The organism is Bacteroides sp. HPS0048 (genome assembly GCF_964240755.1).
Classification (GTDB): Bacteria; Bacteroidota; Bacteroidia; order Bacteroidales; family Bacteroidaceae; genus Bacteroides; species Bacteroides nordii.
This window is the reverse complement of the sequence record NZ_CAXSVC010000015.1, coordinates 93,421-111,442: the sequence shown is the minus strand read 5'-3', so window position 1 is coordinate 111,442 and position 18,022 is coordinate 93,421. Positions and strand designations below refer to the sequence as shown.

The 18,022-nt window shown below is 40.2% G+C and carries 18 protein-coding genes; all 18 read right to left on the bottom strand.

Going from position 1 to position 18,022, the window contains the following annotated elements:
* Positions 1–68: 68 nt before the first annotated feature.
* Positions 69–509, bottom strand: coding sequence for a transposase (locus tag ACESQI_RS13350; RefSeq protein WP_373126298.1), 441 nt, complete (start codon positions 507–509; stop codon positions 69–71).
* Between the two features lie 5 nt (positions 510–514).
* Positions 515–1,855, bottom strand: coding sequence for a DegT/DnrJ/EryC1/StrS family aminotransferase (locus ACESQI_RS13345; RefSeq protein ID WP_373126297.1), 1,341 nt, complete (start codon positions 1,853–1,855; stop codon positions 515–517).
* A gap of 343 nt (positions 1,856–2,198) precedes the next feature.
* On the bottom strand, positions 2,199–2,390 hold the full coding sequence (locus ACESQI_RS13340) for a hypothetical protein (protein WP_196039506.1): 192 nt from the start codon (positions 2,388–2,390) through the stop codon (positions 2,199–2,201).
* On the bottom strand, positions 2,391–2,633 hold the full coding sequence (locus tag ACESQI_RS13335; protein ID WP_195571658.1) for a hypothetical protein: 243 nt from the start codon (positions 2,631–2,633) through the stop codon (positions 2,391–2,393).
* A gap of 53 nt (positions 2,634–2,686) precedes the next feature.
* The gene (locus ACESQI_RS13330; protein WP_195571655.1) at positions 2,687–3,751 is read right to left on the bottom strand and encodes a GNAT family N-acetyltransferase; all 1,065 of its coding nucleotides are present in this window, start codon (positions 3,749–3,751) and stop codon (positions 2,687–2,689) included.
* Positions 3,752–3,753: 2 nt separating this feature from the next.
* On the bottom strand, positions 3,754–5,019 hold the full coding sequence (locus tag ACESQI_RS13325) for a pyridoxal phosphate-dependent aminotransferase (RefSeq protein WP_373126294.1): 1,266 nt from the start codon (positions 5,017–5,019) through the stop codon (positions 3,754–3,756).
* 35 nt (positions 5,020–5,054) lie between these two features.
* Positions 5,055–6,134, bottom strand: a complete 1,080-nt coding sequence (locus ACESQI_RS13320; protein ID WP_373126293.1) for a hypothetical protein — start codon at positions 6,132–6,134, stop codon at positions 5,055–5,057.
* Positions 6,135–6,143: 9 nt separating this feature from the next.
* Positions 6,144–7,145 (bottom strand): NAD(P)-dependent oxidoreductase, encoded by a 1,002-nt coding sequence (locus tag ACESQI_RS13315; RefSeq protein WP_195571648.1) that lies wholly within the window; start codon positions 7,143–7,145, stop codon positions 6,144–6,146.
* An 11-nt stretch (positions 7,146–7,156) separates the two neighbouring features.
* The gene (locus tag ACESQI_RS13310) at positions 7,157–7,813 is read right to left on the bottom strand and encodes a sugar transferase (protein ID WP_195571646.1); all 657 of its coding nucleotides are present in this window, start codon (positions 7,811–7,813) and stop codon (positions 7,157–7,159) included.
* 15 nt (positions 7,814–7,828) lie between these two features.
* Complete coding sequence (locus ACESQI_RS13305) at positions 7,829–7,990, bottom strand: hypothetical protein (RefSeq protein WP_229105867.1); 162 nt, start codon at positions 7,988–7,990, stop codon at positions 7,829–7,831.
* A 170-nt stretch (positions 7,991–8,160) separates the two neighbouring features.
* Positions 8,161–9,297, bottom strand: coding sequence for a glycosyltransferase family 4 protein (locus tag ACESQI_RS13300; protein WP_195571643.1), 1,137 nt, complete (start codon positions 9,295–9,297; stop codon positions 8,161–8,163).
* Positions 9,297–10,934 (bottom strand): right-handed parallel beta-helix repeat-containing protein, encoded by a 1,638-nt coding sequence (locus tag ACESQI_RS13295; RefSeq protein ID WP_195571641.1) that lies wholly within the window; start codon positions 10,932–10,934, stop codon positions 9,297–9,299. The genes ACESQI_RS13300 and ACESQI_RS13295 overlap by 1 nt, the downstream gene beginning before the upstream one ends.
* A gap of 7 nt (positions 10,935–10,941) precedes the next feature.
* The gene (locus tag ACESQI_RS13290) at positions 10,942–12,282 is read right to left on the bottom strand and encodes a polysaccharide pyruvyl transferase family protein (protein WP_195571639.1); all 1,341 of its coding nucleotides are present in this window, start codon (positions 12,280–12,282) and stop codon (positions 10,942–10,944) included.
* Entirely contained in the window at positions 12,267–13,559 is a 1,293-nt protein-coding gene (locus ACESQI_RS13285) for a hypothetical protein (protein WP_196039485.1), read from the bottom strand. The genes ACESQI_RS13290 and ACESQI_RS13285 overlap by 16 nt, the downstream gene beginning before the upstream one ends.
* Complete coding sequence (locus tag ACESQI_RS13280; protein ID WP_373126289.1) at positions 13,556–14,632, bottom strand: EpsG family protein; 1,077 nt, start codon at positions 14,630–14,632, stop codon at positions 13,556–13,558. The genes ACESQI_RS13285 and ACESQI_RS13280 overlap by 4 nt, the downstream gene beginning before the upstream one ends.
* On the bottom strand, positions 14,622–15,833 hold the full coding sequence (locus tag ACESQI_RS13275; protein ID WP_195571631.1) for a glycosyltransferase: 1,212 nt from the start codon (positions 15,831–15,833) through the stop codon (positions 14,622–14,624). Before ACESQI_RS13275 ends, ACESQI_RS13280 begins: the two co-directional genes overlap by 11 nt.
* On the bottom strand, positions 15,830–16,888 hold the full coding sequence (locus ACESQI_RS13270; protein ID WP_373126287.1) for a polysaccharide pyruvyl transferase family protein: 1,059 nt from the start codon (positions 16,886–16,888) through the stop codon (positions 15,830–15,832). Before ACESQI_RS13270 ends, ACESQI_RS13275 begins: the two co-directional genes overlap by 4 nt.
* Entirely contained in the window at positions 16,885–18,009 is a 1,125-nt protein-coding gene (locus ACESQI_RS13265; RefSeq protein ID WP_195571626.1) for a Coenzyme F420 hydrogenase/dehydrogenase, beta subunit C-terminal domain, read from the bottom strand. The genes ACESQI_RS13270 and ACESQI_RS13265 overlap by 4 nt, the downstream gene beginning before the upstream one ends.
* Positions 18,010–18,022: the final 13 nt, after the last annotated feature.

Here is an 18,022-nt window from a genome sequence, read left to right as displayed (position 1 = left end):
CAGACAGTAAAATGTTCGGTATCTATCAGTTTGTCATCCAAATACATATAGACATTGTACCCATCAAACTACAGTACCTTGAGTTGGCTTTCTCCAAAGATATGACGTAAAACATCCCTATCTCTTGAGCCCTCCTCATAACAGTAGATGACCACCTTGGCAACCTTGTTCACCAGACACCAGATATACTTTTTATAGTTGTCTTCCACCTTTACCCGGTACCAGATTTCATCACAGTTTACTATTGAATCTTTCTCAAGAAAGTTATCTTTCAGTATCTTTATCAACCTGGAGCCTTTCTCAAGCCAGTTGGTCAGCGTCATACGGCTGCCCCGCATCCGTTCATCCATCATACCTACCAGTTCACAATAAAGAGGATTGTCAAGCACATACTTGTTGAAAGCAAGATAAGCCAAGAATAATCTGAAAGCAAGTATCTCGTAACGGATAAACTCGTATTCGTGCTCCACGATGCTGCTGATCTGTTTATAGGAACATCTGTGCAGCACTTTTATTATCGTACAATCGCCTCCTTAATACTCTCCACGATGTACCTCACATCATCGTCTGTCACATACGGACCTGCTGGCAGACAGAAACCTACCTTAAAGAGTTCTTCCTCTATACCATTGGTATATACAGGAGCATCTGCATATACCGGCTGCTTGTGCATTGGTTTCCATACAGGACGGCACTCAACCTTCTTACTGAGCATAAATACACGCATAGCCTCGACGTTATCGTTTGGCTGACAATCGGTTGTTGGTGAGTCTACAGCGTGGATGACACCAGCAGCACCACCGATTGCAGTCTTAATAACCTCCTTATAAGCGTTCTCCTGACCAATGACCTTCACCTCCGGATTGAGTATCATCGTGCAGAGCCAGTAGTTAGAATCATACTTAGGATCATTTGGCTGCCTATTGATCTTTACACCTGGGATATCCTTCATCAAGTCCTCATAGAGAGCTTGAACATGCTTGTGGTGAGCGATGTGCTGATCGAGAACTGTCATCTGACCACGTCCGATTCCAGCGCATACATTACTCATACGGTAGTTGAAACCGATGGCTGTGTGCTGATAGTATGGATATGCATCACGAGCTTGGGTTGCATACCACATGATAGTGTTAGCATCTTCTGTATTGCGGCAAATCAAAGCACCACCACCAGAAGTGGTGATCATCTTGTTACCGTTGAATGAGAGTACACCATACTTACCAAAAGTACCAAGCACCTGACCATTGAAACGTGAGCCCATACCCTCAGCAGCATCCTCAATAACGGGGATACCATACTTATCTGCGATAGCCAAGATCTTGTCAATTTGGTAAGGCATACCATAGAGAGCAACAGGGATAATTGCCTTAGGGTACTTACCCGTCTTTTCTTTACGGTCAATGATGGCCTTCTCAAGAAGTTCCGGATCCATATTCCATGTATCCTTCTCAGAACCAATGAAAACTGGCCTTGCACCCAGATATGTGATAGGGTGTGAAGAAGCACAGAATGTGAAGCTCTGTACACAAACCTCGTCATCAGCCTGAACACCACAAGCAAGCAACGCCAAGTGTACAGCTCCTGTACCAGCCGAGAGGCACACTACCTTGGTATCTTTCAAATCTTCATTCACATGCCAAGAAGTAGGCTTTGTCTCTGGCCAACGAGAATCATCATAAATAACACTCTTTGAATTGCCAGTGACAAAGCGGCATAACTCGTCTTCAAAGGCATTTACATTAGGCCCCATTGGTACCACCCAATTGGTATCAAAAGCTTCCTTTACATACTTCTGTTCCCATCCCTCTTCACTCATGTGAGCGAGACAAAGATAAATAGTTTTTCTTTCTGACATAATATTTAGTCGCTTTATATATATTGCGAATTATTAAAAAACTCTGATTATAATCCCTGAATGACTTCCTCCGGAATATTTGCGTCCCAAAAGCTATTCAGTTTTTGGATTGGGTTCTCGTTTTTATCGTAAGTTTCCATCATGATTCTCGTAGCTTGTATCTCTATGATCTTAGGAGTGAACTTTGTGACGGTAAACTCATGGAAAATAACGGATTCGAACTATCCCCCTCTGCTTGTTGCAAAGTAGGTACTCTAACCAACTGAGCTAATTCCCCATTTTACGTTTACAAACGCCACAGCAATTATTTCCAATGCGCAAAATTTCTCTTAATTTCAACCATTTATTCCTCCATTTTTTTCCACTGTGGGAACGGACACTTCTCTATTAGTTCCACTTGTAAATTTAGGTTATAGCGTAACGATTCTAACGACTTCTCTATTACTTTCTCCTGCAGGAAGTCAGTGAAGCTCCTTACAGGCTGTGGCGATTTCATCTCCACCATCACAACGCTCTCCTTCTGTTCCGTATCCAATTAAGTATAATGAGAAGCCTGTTGATTAGTAAAGATGTTAGCTACCAACGGACAAGCCTTCCGCAACTTCTTCATCACCTCCCCACGATTGCTCATATTGCGCATCCGGTTCCAAAAGAGCCCCAAGCACAAGCCAGTAACAGTTATAACCTCTTGTAAAGCATAAACCGATGCCGTCAGATACACGTCCCTCTGTACCTTGGATATGATGTCCATCCGATCCTTCTGCACAAGAAAGGTCATTCGGTCACCATTATAAAATGATGCCTTTATATGATTGCTTACAAAAAATATCTTTAATCTTCAACAGAACGGTACCCCGGGAAGAATCCACTCTGCACGAACTTTGCATCATTCTTCTTTCTTATCTCCACTAGCATATTATACGTCTGCAGATCAAACATATCCTTCGAGATAGAGAACAGTAGATCACCATTCTTATTGAATGACTTCTTGAACTTGTACAGAGGATCCTCGCTCGATCCTACACCACCTCCAAGATGGAAGAGCTTATATCCATGTTCGGCACCATACATAGCGGTCGCGTAAAGTATCAAGCTAGTCGCGTTCAAACTTCTATATTCAAAGATACTCCCAGATAAATGATAATGCACATGCCCATTACAGAAGAGCATGATACTCATCGCAATAATTTTATCTTCAAGTTTAGCAGTAGCCATCAGCCAGTTACCTTTTAGGTCATCAATAATAGACTGATAGAACTCCGAATTAAAAAAATAATACTCCTCGGCATTATCCTTCAGCATAGTCCCATTATATATCTCGATAAACTCCTTAAAAAGTGCTGGATCATCACTTAATTTCACAGTTATACCGTTTTTCACAGCCTTACGGATAGTGCTACGGTCCTTACTTTTAATATTTTCCATAATACCATCGACAGTAGTGGTGTCAATGAAGATGGTATTACCCAAATCAATGATAGACGAGAGGCCACGCATTACATCCTGATTCTTGAGCCAAGGACACCAACGAGTAAAAGCACAAACTATTTTCTGCCCCTTCATAAAAATTTCATATTCTTTCCAGAAACGCTTCAACTTCTCGTCAGAGCAGTCACCATCCATCAACCACCCACCATATCCGTAAGGAGTTACAGCATCAAAGAATTGTCCTTTATCGATACTTTTAGCCCATTTTTCATCAGCTATATCGCGAAGCATAAATGCACACATACCCCTCAGTCCATCGCTCTCATAATAAACGAGGACAGGATAGCCATCCCCATGTATCTCAAACGACTTCAAATATCCACTCAAATAGTAGATGTCATGATTGGAAAACGACACGACTTTTTCGTCCCATTCCTTCGCCTCGTTGATTGTATAGATCTTAAACATAATTACTTATTAATCTTATTATATTCTTCGAGTGCCCTTTCTAAAATAAAAAGTGCGCGTTTTAAATCATCCTCATTCAACACGTAAGCAAGGCGTACCTGATTCTTACCAAGCTCCGAACAACCCGTATAGAACCCAGCAGCCGGTGCCATCATAATGGTCTCTCCAATACAATCCATCTTTGGTCCTAATCCTGTCGTCGTAGAAACTGGAGTTTTCTCGTCTTTATATACAAACTCTTTCAAACACCAAGCACAGAACTTTTCTGCATCATCCACAGGCAACTTCGCCACTGTATAGAACGCACCCATAGGAATAGGCGTGTAACATCCAGAAATCTTGTTCACCCCATCAATGAGCGTCTTTCGTCTCCTAGTATACTCCTCATACATCTCGCGTGAATATTCCTCTGTACCCTCAATGCTCGCCTCGGCAATGATCTGACCAATCAGTGGCGGGCTCAATCTCGCCTGACAGAACTTCATCACTATTTGTCGTACTTTTTCGTTTTTCGTAATCAATGCACCAATGCGGATGCCACACTCCGAATATCGCTTAGATACCGAATCAATTAACACCACATTCTGCTCGATCCCCTCCATGTGCATGGCCGAAATATAAGGCGAACCCGTGTAGATGAACTCACGATACACCTCATCCGAAAACAGATACAAGTTGTATTTCTTCACCAAATCGCGAATCTGATTCATCTCCTTCTGGGTATACAGATACCCCGTTGGATTGTTCGGATTACAAATCAATATCGCCTTTGTGCGCTCATTAATCAACTCCTCAAATTCCTCCACCTTCGGCAAACAAAAACCCTCCTCAATAGTGGTAGTAACCGTACGAATCACAGCACCTGCCGAGATTGCAAAACTCATATAGTTAGCATAAGCAGGTTCCGGCACAATGATCTCATCATCCGGGTTCAAACAACTCATAAAAGCAAATAATACCGCCTCTGAACCACCACTCGTAATGATGATATCCTGTGGTGTCAGCTTAATCTGATAGCGGTCGTAATAACCCACCAAGGCCTCACGAAGAGATAAGTAACCCTGGGAAGGGCTATACTCTAATGTAGTACGATTGATAGTTCTCAGGCAATCTAAAGCCTTCTGAGGAGTCGGTAGGTCTGGCTGACCGATGTTCAGTCGGTATATCTTCACGCCCTTGCTCTCAGCTTCATAAGCTAGAGGAGCAAGCTTACGAATTGGTGATTGAGGCATCTCAATGCCTCGCTGGCTAATTTGTAGTTCTTTCATAATATGTCTTTTCGATTCCCGCGATCATCGGAAGATTAACATTCAAATGCAAGTATGCGTTCGCACATCTTCTTTATATCATTCCTACTATATCTCGGGTCGCAATGCACCGACAGCATTCTTTTCGAGAAATCCACAGCCTCTGGGTATTCCGAATCCTCAGGCACCGCCCACAAGATAGCAGGATAAATCATATTCTTAATCAAATGCATTCTCAGAGCACTTCGCTCCTCTGCAGTATCGCACAAAATGGTAATCGAGAACGGTCTCCAATCACTTTGAGTCGAGTTTAAACTGATCTCGTCGAAGTAAAGGGGGCGAAGGACATTGAACTTCAAGCCCAGCATCTCATACGCCAATCTCCAGTTTTCAGCTTTCAACTCATCCCACATCCCATAGTTCATCTCCCGTGCTATATTCATTGTTTCCTTGTCCATACCCGAGAGCCCCAACTTATCGATGATCTCCTCCGAAGTCAGCATTTTTTCTCTGAACACGTTCTTGTCCACAGGCTTACCCATCAGATACTCGCGCTTCATCTCCATGCCCTCATATCTCATCTTCGCCATGGCCTTACAGTCATCCGTCTCACCTATCTGATCTGGTAACTGCAGCCCCTTAGGACTCCACAATATGCCGCCAGCAGCTGTAGGCATTGTCTTCCTTATCGAGGCAATGCAATAGTCCGCATCACTCCTCTTCGTCCATTCCGAAATTATGTCGTGCGTATGGTCCTCTATCACGGACACGTTGATGCCCTCATTCGTACGAAATCCTCGAAGAGCAAAGAAATTCATTCTCAACAGTACGTCCCCTTCCTCGTAAGGCAAACCCCTAACCACCTTGTCATCACGATCCGAAAGAGGCGTGTCGTCATACAGTTTTATCTCAATTCCTGCCTCATGGGTCAGATACCCTATCACCTCATAACAGAAATAGGCTGGAATCCAAATCCTCTTCCAACCCTTAAATTTACATATAGCCTCAATAGAGTGTCGGCCACATGCATATTCACGCATGCAGCCATATACGTCATAAAGTGTCCCTTTGCTCGACTTAGCAACAATATTGCGGTAGTCAGGCATAAGTTGAAAATCTGAACCGAATTCTTTCATTCGCGATTTTTATTTTCCACGCAATTCCATGAAACGGTCAAGAGCCATCTCCTCCTTGTAGTTTTCAAAGAGCTTGTGCACGTCATACACTGGCTCATAGCCCAGTTCTTCCCTGGCATTGGTAATATCCATCAGGAAGCCACCACCGCTCTTGCGATCAGGATCAATATACTCAATCTTTGAAGGATGATCTTTTGGTGAGAATACGTCGATGATAGCTTGGCACTGCTCTTCCAGAGTCACTGGCTTTCCGGTACTTACATTGTAAAAACCGCCATTACGATCTACCAAGCAAGCCTTGCAGATCATCTGTGCACAGTCATACACGTGTACCATATCCTTGGCATAGTTCTTGTCGCCCCAGATAGTCAGGTTCTCGCCCTTGATGGCTTTATTGATCTGCTGATACAGTGGGCGCATAGTCTTCACACCGTTGGGATAGTAGTACTGGAATGTACTATACTCATAGATAGTTGGGAAACGGAACACAAACTTCTTCAGTCCGAACTCCTGATGATAGTGCTCCATCATCTCCAGTGCACAGTTTTTAGCGATCACGTATACAGCATGGTCGCCAGTGTAGCTAAAGTTTGGCTTGTCGTATGGATCCAGCACATGATCCTGTGAATACAGTGACACGTCGAACACAGTCTGACTGAACAAGATACGGTCTGCCTTCACCTTGCGGCAATACTCCAGCACGTTGGTAGTACCTACCACGATGCTGTCTATATACTTGCGCGGGTCATAGTCGCTCATGTAAGAAGGAATCTCTGCAGCCAAGTCAATCACTGCATGTACATTCTCTTGAGGCAACTTGTCGAAGTCCTCCTGTTTGGTGATGTCTATCGAGAAATAACGTACGCCCTGCTTCTCCCAAAAATCAGTCTTTCTGCGACCAGAGGTAATTACTTCATACTTCTCCTTATCAAAGAAATTCAACGCATAGAGCGTTACGTAAGAACCTACATTACCTGTAGCTCCAAAAATGATAATCTTTTTCCGTCCCATTGCTTGTTTTTTTAACATTTACAATATTTTGTCTCAAATTCATTGATTGCCCATTGTTTCTTTTCTGCCCATCCAAGGTCGTCCACCTCATTCTGCAAACCATTACCGATATCCTTGCGGTTCAGTACATTCATTACAGTCATCCACACGATCTTCAAGTCGAGCATCACGTTCAGATGATCTACGTACCATACGTCATACTCAAATTTTTTCGAGTACGACAGCGTGTTGCGTCCGTTCACCTGAGCCCATCCCGTGATTCCTGGTCTAACCTCGTGCCGTCTCATCTGAATCTCGTCATATAGTGGCAAAAACCATGTCAACAGTGGTCTTGGACCAATCAATGCCATGTCGCCCTTCAAAATATTGATAAACTGTGGTAGCTCGTCCAGCGACAACGAACGTACAATACGCCCCACCTTGGTCAGTCGCACCTCGTTTGGTAACAGTTCGCCATTTTCATCTCTTTCGTCCGTCATGGTCTTAAACTTGATCACCTTAAACACCTTACCACTCTTACCCGGACGTTCCTGATAGAAAAAAGCACCCGCTCCCTTGTTCGCAAAATGCAGGAACAAAACTATCAGAGCGATGATCCACCAGATAAGCAGTAACACTACCAATGCGATTGTAAAATCTATCGCACGCTTAAAAAAACATTTATACATATAGCATTCTAATTATTATTTCTCATACCCATTTGGATTGTTCTTCAGGAAGGTCCAGCTATCACGGCACATCTCCTCTATGCCGAATTGTGCCTCCCACCCCAACTTTGCCTTTGCTGGAGCAATAGCAGGTGACAACATCACCTGAGTATCTGTCTTTGATGATGCAAGCACCATCTCCTGTAATTTCTTTATCGATTTTCAAGCAGCAGCTATTACATTTTGCTTCTCAGATTCTTTGTAGACGCTACTCCAATCAATAATAGAAAGAGCTCATAATCTTTGTAATGGGATGCAATGCAGAGATTATGAGTGCAAGTAGCATCTTTTGCCTTTTGCAGTCATTTTTATTTCATTATCTCCTCATAGAAATTAAGCAAGCATGATCGTACAAATCCTTGCTCATAACGAGAATCAATCATAGGGCGAGCGTTTTCAGCCATTCGTTTATATGCTTCTTTATCCTCGATCATCTTTTTCATGGCCTCATAGAGGGCATCCGCATCCTTTGAAGGAATGATCAATCCATTCTTACCATTCTCAATGATCTCGCGACTTCCATTGATATCAGTAACAATTGACGGCAATCCCATAGCACCAGCCTCCATCACCGTATTAGGGAATCCCTCGCGATAACTTGGAAATACAAAACTATCACTGGCAACATAGTAAGTAAGCAGATTGTCACCAAACTTACTACCAACTGCTTCAATCTGAGGCGTTTTTTGAATTCTTTCAAGCGTCTCAGGTTTTACAGGATCAAGATTTTCCTCATATTTACCAACCAGAATCAATCTTATTTTGTCGTTAACCTTAAGCAAACGAACGAACGCTTCCATGAGTTCATTCATTCCCTTGTCACCAACGATGCGGCCAACAAAAATAAATGTAAATATACCTTCTTTTTTGATTGTCTTGGCAGCTTCATCTATCTCTGGACGATGTCTGAAGCGATTCATATCAACGCCCATAACATTGCCATAGCCCAGAACTTTCATTGGTTTCTTGGTGATATGAGTTTGCAAGTCATTCCTTACACCTTCTCCCTCTGGAATAACATGAGTCGCACAGAAGCAAGTAATCCAATCTGTAAACATCAGTATCTTACGCTTGACACCTGTTGCCGTTGGCCAGACCAAGCCTGTGAAGGTATGAACTCTTCGAGGAACACGAACTATCCATGCTGCTATCATACAGAGCATACCCGCCTTTGGTGTCATGGAGTGTACTATAAATGGTTTTTCCTTACGAAATACCTTAACAAGCTGCAGAAGTGACTTGAAATCATTTTTAAGGGAAATATGACGTTCCATTGGAACAGCAATTGTTCTTATGTCCTCATTCTGAATTTCTTCAAGTTCAGGACCGGGAGACGATAAAAGTATCACTTCATAGCCTTTGTCTTTCAAAGTTTGATTTGTTGAGGTATAAAAGACTAATGATCCTGATACGGTTACAACACGTATTATTTTCTTGTTATTCATTATTTTAGTAATATGCCTCCAAGCTGTGTCCCAGATGCTTTAATTTTATATTGCTTTACACCCTTCTTTTTGGCAATTTCAGATATTCCAACTTCGTCAACAACATCGCATCCCTTCATCGTATGCGTGCCGAAAAGAAGCAATGGCTGATTAACGGTCTTGTCTTTTTGAATAATGGTGCAATGGTCGAATGAAAATTGACCACTTTGAGTAGCATAGGACCCAACATCTATAAGTGAGCAGTTTTTGAATGAAATTGGCGACTTGCTTAGATTTAATATCTTGCATCCCTTCGTAAACACGCAATCCTCGAAATAAAATCTGGAATCATTTTTATTGCCACCTCGACAGAAACTTGTATTAGTGAATGTACATTCCTTGAATTCAACATTCATAGGATAGACATGACCGGAAAATCCTTGCCATACCACTCCTGATTTCTCATTACCGATAATATCTTTGAAACGACATTTCTCAAAAGTTGTCTTATCCATGGAGAAGCCATTCAACCGACTACCTTTCTCGATAGTTTTTAATCCGACAAAATCACAATCGTAAAAATTCGTCTTGCTGATATAGTTGTTCTGACTTCCCAAATAGAACTCACATTTCTTAACATCAGCATCGCCTACAAACACCGTGGCATCATTGAGCACACAAGCCTCTACCAACTTGGTTTTGCTTTTCGGCATATTATTTAAGTGAAGGGTAGCCCGAGTAAAAGTGCTGTTTGAGAGTTTGAAATTCATCGGATTAGGAACAAAAGAGTTCGCAGTCACAATTCCCCATTTACTACAATCCGTAAACTGGCAGTTCTCTATTGTAATATCACCCCTATCACCAACACCATCCTCATATTCCAAATCAAGGCCGGCCATGGGAGCTGTTCCTGTCATTCCACCATAAGTTCCTATATGATGAACATTGGTATTCGTAATTATCAAACCTTGAGATGAACACCCTGTGATTCCATTTCTTCTACAATAAGAAATTTCGCAGCTATCAATTGTGGTCTTACCATGAAAAGCAACCTTATCGTGAGACGTACTGCCCACATATAGCCCATCGCCAGTCATATAAGAGATTTTCATATTCGAGATGGCACCGGTTGAACCAGAACAATAAATACCATATCCCCATTCGTGTGAAGTCTTGTATTCTTTACTCTTATATATTACAGGCGAATAGTCATGATTCATTGCATCACCCACAATAGATCCGTTCTGTACCACAAAGTTCTTGCAATCAAAGAAACGAATAACGCTATATTTGGTACTATGATTGGGAGAAACTTGAATAATACTACCATTTAAATCGACCGTTATATTCTTACAATGAGAAAAGCATAATGCCATGGCATCAGCAAGCGGAACTTTTGCGTAGCCACCATTTGGATCGGAAGCAAACATAACCAAAAAAGATTTACCTTTTGGAAAAACCACCCGACCACCACCATTGGCATTAACAGCATTGGCCAGTCGATGGAGAACTTGCAGGTTGTTTGTCCGGCCATCACCTACAACGCCATACGCTTCGGCATAGAACACCTTATCATCATGACTTCGAGCAGTTAATGATAAAGAATGTATGATAAGTATAAAAATGGGAAGCACAGCCCTACAGAATTTCAGAAGCATAACGCATTTACAGTAAATTTCTAATTTCTTGAATCAGAGCATGCCTCTGTTCATCAATCAGCTTTCTTTTTTCTGTGAGATTGGCCAAATATGCATCGCGGCCACTCTCCAGTTCGTCAAACATGTTAATCAAATTGTTATCATGAACCTTATCCATGTCAATAGAGAAATCATCATTGCCAAGAACATTCATGATTCCTTTACCCTTATTTCCACCATAAGCTATAGCTATAGCAGGAACACCAACATTCAGCGAGAAGATAACCGAATGGAAACGAGTTCCTACCATATAGTCGTAATAAGAATAAATCTTCTCTATATCCTTACAGGTCAGTTCGAAGTCCTCAATATAACTTGTGCTTTTCTTGATTCTTTCAGATAAAACATTGACCACATCTTTAATGGCTATACGATCATCCTCATGACTACTTGGCCCTAAGGTATGTGCCATAAAGGTAACATGATAGCCTTTATTTACAAGATACCCAACAAGGTTAACGAAACCTTGAATGTAATTTGTAAATAACTGCTCAGCATTCTCAAAACCCTGAAAACGATAAGGGCGTAAGGTCATTACAACTTTTTTCCGGTCTACAGGTACGCCATGAGCAGTTAAGTAATCACGCATATCCGTCTCTGAAGGTTTAAGGAAAAAACCGAGATCTGGATATAGTTTGGAGTTCACATCCAGAGAGTCCAGAAACTGCTTTGAAATATTTTCGCGCATGGTTGCAAGTGTACATCTTTTCAAAGATTTCACAGCAATACTTCTTGCCTGAGCATTCTTCAAAGGACCAACCGAGTTCGGCAACACAAACACTTTCTTTCCGTATGCTTCAGCAAGGCGAATGTGGTATGTGGCGAAATAAACAAAATAAGGATCCGTCACGCTACCATAAGAATGGATAAAACCACCACCTTTAACGAATACAGCATCACACCCTTTGAAGGCGTTTAAAGTATCTCTTTCCTTTTGGTTAAGAAACATTTCGCCCATAGACCTAATCATATGGCTATCAGACAATAAAGATCGGGTACATAAAAAGTCTTTTACAGCTTGCCATCCCCACTGAAGCATCGTTAATTTAGAATAACCTCTGCTATCTTCAGGTTTAGATTGGAATTTGCGCCCTGGATGCTTTAATAATGAACTTATGAACTTATAACCCAATTTCTCTGTCTGACGATTTTGTAGGTAAGCATGTTCGCTTTCTAACTCACCCATAAGTGAGCATTCTACCTGGTTCTTTCCATAAATATCCTCAACCAAGTTGATAGTCTCCCATACAAGAGCCTGATCACCTCTGTTCAAATCGGTATTCCCTGGGATAATTAATACTTTTTCCACACTAATTTTCTTAATTCGTTCAGTGCTTTCGCAGAAGTATTGGTGTGATACTTCGTTGCAAACTCTACTTTATGCTTATTTTCTTCCTGAATGAGATCTGTATGGTCAGCAAGATAAGCTAACCTTCCTTCCATCTCAGTAACATCAGAAATAATATAGCCAAGATCGTTCTTTGCCATATAATCCATAGATGCAATCTCCTTAGGACCAATAGCCAGAATACCTGCCGTAGATTGCATACAGTCAATAATCTTTGTTGAGAATGATAGACGAGTCATCTGGATGTTCTTCTTGTCAAAAGATTCAATGAACAAAACCAGTTCCGACTTATCCATCTCCTCACAGACTTCACTATATGGCTTACATCCCATGAAGAGACTGTTCTTCTTATCATCCAATACACCCAGTGATTCAGGAAAAGGGTTGGTATTAGAGAACACCTTCAGCAAGAACTGATGCGAAAGTCCCTTTGTGTTTACGCTCTCTAATGCTTTGGCAAACTCAACCATCATCTGCTCACGGCCGAACAGTAAATTACCTGCGTATACAATTGTGATAGGGTTTCCTATTATTTTATTCTCGTCATAACGAACCTGTTTACATTCCTTGAAGAAAGGAACAAACTGCTTTCTAAAAATGCTGGTATACTCATCACATAGCTTCAGCGAACCTCCAAAAAGCAAAGATGCCTGCTCAATTGATTTGCGATAGCGGCTTCGGAGCATGGTCTCGTATATATAGCCCAAAGGCGCATGCGATTTGCGTCCATACATATCATCCCCCCAGAACAATGCAATTTTAGCTCCGGTAACCTTGGCACAATAATCTAATAACTTGTGCATATAAAGGTTGCTGTGACCATGCATATAAATAACATCAGGAGCAAAATCTGTTAAGAAGTTATTTAATCGACAATTTTTCCAAACTGGAAGAGCCCATATCAACTCACGTAGGAACAATAATGATGTGAAACGATGTTTTCTAAGAAAATCGCCTTTTTTACTTTTTGCAAGAATATTGGGGCCTACCTCTTGTTTACCTTCACCATAGTCAGTTACAACATTACCGCATAGATCTGTTGAGAACACATGATAAAGAATATCATTCTCGGTAACCTTGAAGTATCGCTTACATATTGTATTATTTATAGCTTCGTTTCTGCAATAGATATTAGCCACTTCGTCATTTTCTGATATTTCAGAAAACAAATTGGAAATTGTATTGCCAGTAGAATTTGATGAGTTCCAGGCATTAAGAGTAAGAATTAATACCTTCATCTTTCCCAAAAGAAATAATATAAAACATTGCTTTGAAGAACCATATAAAGAAGTATGCCAATCATGGAACATAAGGTAATGTTCTGCATGTTCCTATAAGGCAGCTTCACCCTAACAGCCATAGGAAGAATTACTAACAAGTATAAAGTGAAATATTGTCCCATACGAATCATAGAACCATTCAGCATAATCAAAGGTGTAAGCAAAATGACCATTGGCAAGTTCGTAAGGAAATTATGAATTGTATTATTGTTCGTCACTTTCCGTAAGCAGAGGAAACAGCCAATAGCAAGCAACTCCATCAACAGGAAATAAGTATTTGCTCCTCCGGCCATTTCACTTTCTCCATAGCTTGCGTAATAATCATTTTTGATGAAGGAAGCAAGCCACAACATGATTGCTCCAGACATGGTATACATGACTGGAACGAAAAGTATGCTGACATAAGTAACCTTGTTGATCCACTTATGCGGTATCATCTTCAATCCAAACCAAGCGAAACATAAAGCACAAGATGTATGAATAAAGAAACCTAAAACAATAAACACAACAGCCAATAGATTCTTCCCTTTAAGAATCTGAATTAATGCGATAATTGAAAAACCTATAGCTATCTGCTGACGGACACCAGAAAGCGCAATTACACGAAACAATGCCACATAAAGTGTAAATGCAAATATACATTCTAAAGTTCTGCCTGTATATTTATTGACAACATAACCCAGTGGTATAAAATATATTGCAGCTATGATAAGCAAAAATGAAGTAAAATCACTTACAAATATCTGTAGTATCTTTACTAAAAGACTATATCCCGGATCTCGAGTTGTACCTCGAATATATGCATCTGCAAACAAACAGAAAGTATCCGACCAAGACGTTATCTTCATGTCATTAAATGTGCTGTAATAGAATATTGTATCATTACCCACATAATAAGAACGCAAACCGGATTCCAACAGGAGCATACTTATGACCGACCAAACATAAAAAGTTTTACCTTTACGTCCATAATTTGAACACAAAAGTCCTAACAAAATAATGACAGCTAATTCATAGATTCTAATATCCATTAGAAGAATATATATTTAAAAATTTATTAGCCATATTTTCCTGAGAGTATTCTCTTCCTGATATTTCTGATATAGCTTGTTTATAATAAGAAGAACTATTCCAATTAATCAATGCATCAGCTAACAGCTTAATATTTCCATATTCTACAAAATTACTGAAAGCATCTATCGCTATACTCTCAGGCCCGCCTGCAGTAAATCCGACAACAGGAGTACCGCAACAAAGAGACTCTGCTGTAACCATAGAAAAAGTTTCTCGTTTTGACAGCAGTATCGTTAAATCAGATTCTGAATAAAGTTGCGCAAGTTCGATCTGAGATTTTGCCCGTCCCACCAACTCTATATTTGCTGGAAGCTTAGAGAGATTTTTTGATGTGGTGTTTGAAACAACTACAAATTTATAGTTAGGTATAAGTTTGGCAATCTGTGGTAAAAAACGACCGCCCTTAATATCGTTTTGTTCCAATCCAAAATAAGGAGTAACAAACAATACTACACGGTCGTAATTATCTCGTCTTATTCGATTTGAACCCTCTGTATAATGAAATACCGATGTATCAACACCATTAGGCACATAAACAAGGTTATACGCCTTCATGATAGCAGACTGCTTAGCTCTTTCTGCCAACCATGGAGATACAGCAGTAACAATAAGTTTGTCTTTATCAAATGAATTAACGGCATCATACATCTTTCTATATGAAGTCTCAGATCTATCAAAGAAGTAAGAACCAACACGTTGTTTATAAACCTCGCAATTATGGCAACCATTCTTCCACTTCTCACAGTCGTAAGAATGTGAGCATCCTGCTGTATGAAAAATCTCAGCATGTAATGTAAGAATAGTCTTCATCTTAATCTTCGCTAAATACTTCAGCATACGATAAACATTAAACGAAGATGCGTTTACGCAGTGCACGTGAACTATATCGGGACGAAAATCCTGAATGCTATGTTTCACCCGAATATTCGAATAATGTACTCCGCCAAAAGGTATACCTGAAATACGACCAAAAACCGCGTTGATGTAATGCTCTCCATTACCACATACTTTCGAAGAGTAATCATCGGCATGATCGTTACCTACGCCATAGCAGGTAAATACTTCATGACCTTGTGATCGAAGCACATCACTAATCGAAGCAACTATCTTACCTGTACTTCCTTGACGATAGACGCAATTTAATTGCAATATTTTCATTTTCTTAGAAATTCTTCGGCAATAGATGGATACAAATCAAGATAAGAATCCACATTCTGCCAATCTATCAACTCCTTCTTCATAACATCTAACCGGGCTATATCTTCAAAATATATGATTCTGGATGATAATAGCATCGGGGAAAGAAGCGTGTAAAAGCGGTCATTCATGCCAACATTACCTTTATTAGCCGTAACAACAACAAAAGGCTTATGTAATTTAAGGCACATTACCATACAATGGAAGGAATCAGTCACTACGAAACTGGCATTTTTTATTTTTCTCAACCAATCGTTAAGTGAATAATTAGCATCATCGTTATTCCACAACACATTATCACCAAAAAAAGATGACAACTGTTCTTTTCTGGCTTCTATGTTACGAATGAAGAAGCAATATTTATATATTTCTGGTGTTTGAGCTTGCGAATCTTCTGCAAGCTTTTTATATGATTCACTTCCTAAAAGAAGCGTTGGATCAGGAACAAGAACTGCATCTTCTCTTCCCATAGCCTTCACTATCTCAATACCGGTTTCTTCACGAACACCTATCTTATCAAAATTTGTAATGTTTTGTTTTGCAAGAGACAACGCATTCACAGGGAATTCTGTACACCCAAAACTCACGGCATAACCCACTTTCATTCCTTTAAAAGAAAATCCAAGGTAATATGCTGCAGACGGAATTCTTCTACCCTCACCATTAAGAAGGAATGATGGATTTAATACTTGGTCACTACCAGAGATTACCATATCTAAATTATGAGTAACATCAGTTATTTGTGTAAGCCTATATACTCGATTTGTGAGATTTAAGTATTTTTCTCTAAAAGGCACAATAGCAGACTCTTTCTTCAGCCCTTCACAATAAAGGGCATGGTGCATGAAGTTGCGATTTATTATATAACGCCATATACTATTATCAAAGTTCCTTGGCTTATAGTTTATTATTGTCACTTCATGCCCTATAGATTCCAAGAAAGATTGTAGTGCATAAGTTTGCAAGACTGCTCCATAGTTTGTAGCCCAATGAAAAGTGAGTATACCTATTTTCATTTCATAAAAAGAAATAGTCGTTTAATTATTCTAACCAAGAAATTATTACTAACAGGCTTAAGCGATTGCAATGATAGTATCCCATTCTCATGATAAGATTTCCAAAATGCATCTCTCTGAATAGATTCAGTTGTGCTGGTAATCATACAAGAATTATAAACAACACTCGCATCATAATCAGTCTGATCCTTCCTTACAGATATCACCTGCATCATATCTAATCCTTTCTCGGTATTAACACAAACAAAGCTAGTGCCCATGTCATCATCCATATTCGGATCAATATGTTCTATTCCCCAATAATCTGCAAGTGTAATATCACTATTACTTTTACCTGCCTTAGCAGGACAATTAAAGCATGATTGACGTATAGAGAGATTGTTTTTGAACGCCAACATATATTTATTTTGGGAAGCCCTTTCGTTTACTATATCCTTTATTCCTCGAATATTAATATTGTATCTTCTCCAGCTTCTTGATTTATCTTTCATCGAAATATGGCTAAAATCCAATGTAGCTGAGATAGAGGAAATATAGTCACGCCAAATCTTTGGACTTGGTACTCCATGGCACACTACTTCAACAGTTATTAGGTTGTCATAATCTTTACGCAGAAATTGCTTAAGACCTGCGATTTGGCATGATGTTCCGGAGAATAGAACCTGACGATCCAATTTTAGGAAATCGCGCGTTTTGATATAGGAATCTCCGATACGACTTTGCACGTATTTTGAACCACGGAAAGCGACTAAGCCATCCTTCGTTTCAGTGTAGTCATGGACAACCTCCCAATGATCATCGAAACGAGCACCAAATACTACACCACCTTCACCTATGACAACTTCGGCAATCATCGAAAAAACTCCACCAGAAGATGATTTCTTACGTATTTCCTCATCCGGATTGATGGCTGCATAAACGATCAGAGGTTTTCTTGTCTCATTTTGATTGAGGCATGGGCAAACCGTCTCACAAAGATGACAATCTATGCAAAGTTCTTTATCCGCTAAAGGATATCGAAAGCCTTCTTCATCTTCATTAAATGAAATGCATCGTTTGGGACAGACCTGCACACAAGCAGAACAACCACAGCAATTATGTTTATCAACTATTTCAATCACTAAAAACCTATAT

Coding starts and splice junctions, on each gene's coding strand:
- ACESQI_RS13305 (WP_229105867.1), bottom strand. CDS start 7,990: ATGGTGCTTGCATCATCAAAGACAGATACTCAGGTGATGTTGTCACCT.
- ACESQI_RS13335 (WP_195571658.1), bottom strand. CDS start 2,633: ATGACCTTTCTTGTGCAGAAGGATCGGATGGACATCATATCCAAGGTA.
- ACESQI_RS13285 (WP_196039485.1), bottom strand. CDS start 13,559: ATGAAGGTATTAATTCTTACTCTTAATGCCTGGAACTCATCAAATTCT.
- ACESQI_RS13345 (WP_373126297.1), bottom strand. CDS start 1,855: ATGTCAGAAAGAAAAACTATTTATCTTTGTCTCGCTCACATGAGTGAA.
- ACESQI_RS13315 (WP_195571648.1), bottom strand. CDS start 7,145: ATGGGACGGAAAAAGATTATCATTTTTGGAGCTACAGGTAATGTAGGT.
- ACESQI_RS13295 (WP_195571641.1), bottom strand. CDS start 10,934: ATGCTTCTGAAATTCTGTAGGGCTGTGCTTCCCATTTTTATACTTATC.
- ACESQI_RS13310 (WP_195571646.1), bottom strand. CDS start 7,813: ATGTATAAATGTTTTTTTAAGCGTGCGATAGATTTTACAATCGCATTG.
- ACESQI_RS13270 (WP_373126287.1), bottom strand. CDS start 16,888: ATGAAAATAGGTATACTCACTTTTCATTGGGCTACAAACTATGGAGCA.
- ACESQI_RS13280 (WP_373126289.1), bottom strand. CDS start 14,632: ATGGATATTAGAATCTATGAATTAGCTGTCATTATTTTGTTAGGACTT.
- ACESQI_RS13330 (WP_195571655.1), bottom strand. CDS start 3,751: ATGTTTAAGATCTATACAATCAACGAGGCGAAGGAATGGGACGAAAAA.
- ACESQI_RS13320 (WP_373126293.1), bottom strand. CDS start 6,134: ATGAAAGAATTCGGTTCAGATTTTCAACTTATGCCTGACTACCGCAAT.
- ACESQI_RS13300 (WP_195571643.1), bottom strand. CDS start 9,297: ATGAATAACAAGAAAATAATACGTGTTGTAACCGTATCAGGATCATTA.
- ACESQI_RS13325 (WP_373126294.1), bottom strand. CDS start 5,019: ATGAAAGAACTACAAATTAGCCAGCGAGGCATTGAGATGCCTCAATCA.
- ACESQI_RS13275 (WP_195571631.1), bottom strand. CDS start 15,833: ATGAAAATATTGCAATTAAATTGCGTCTATCGTCAAGGAAGTACAGGT.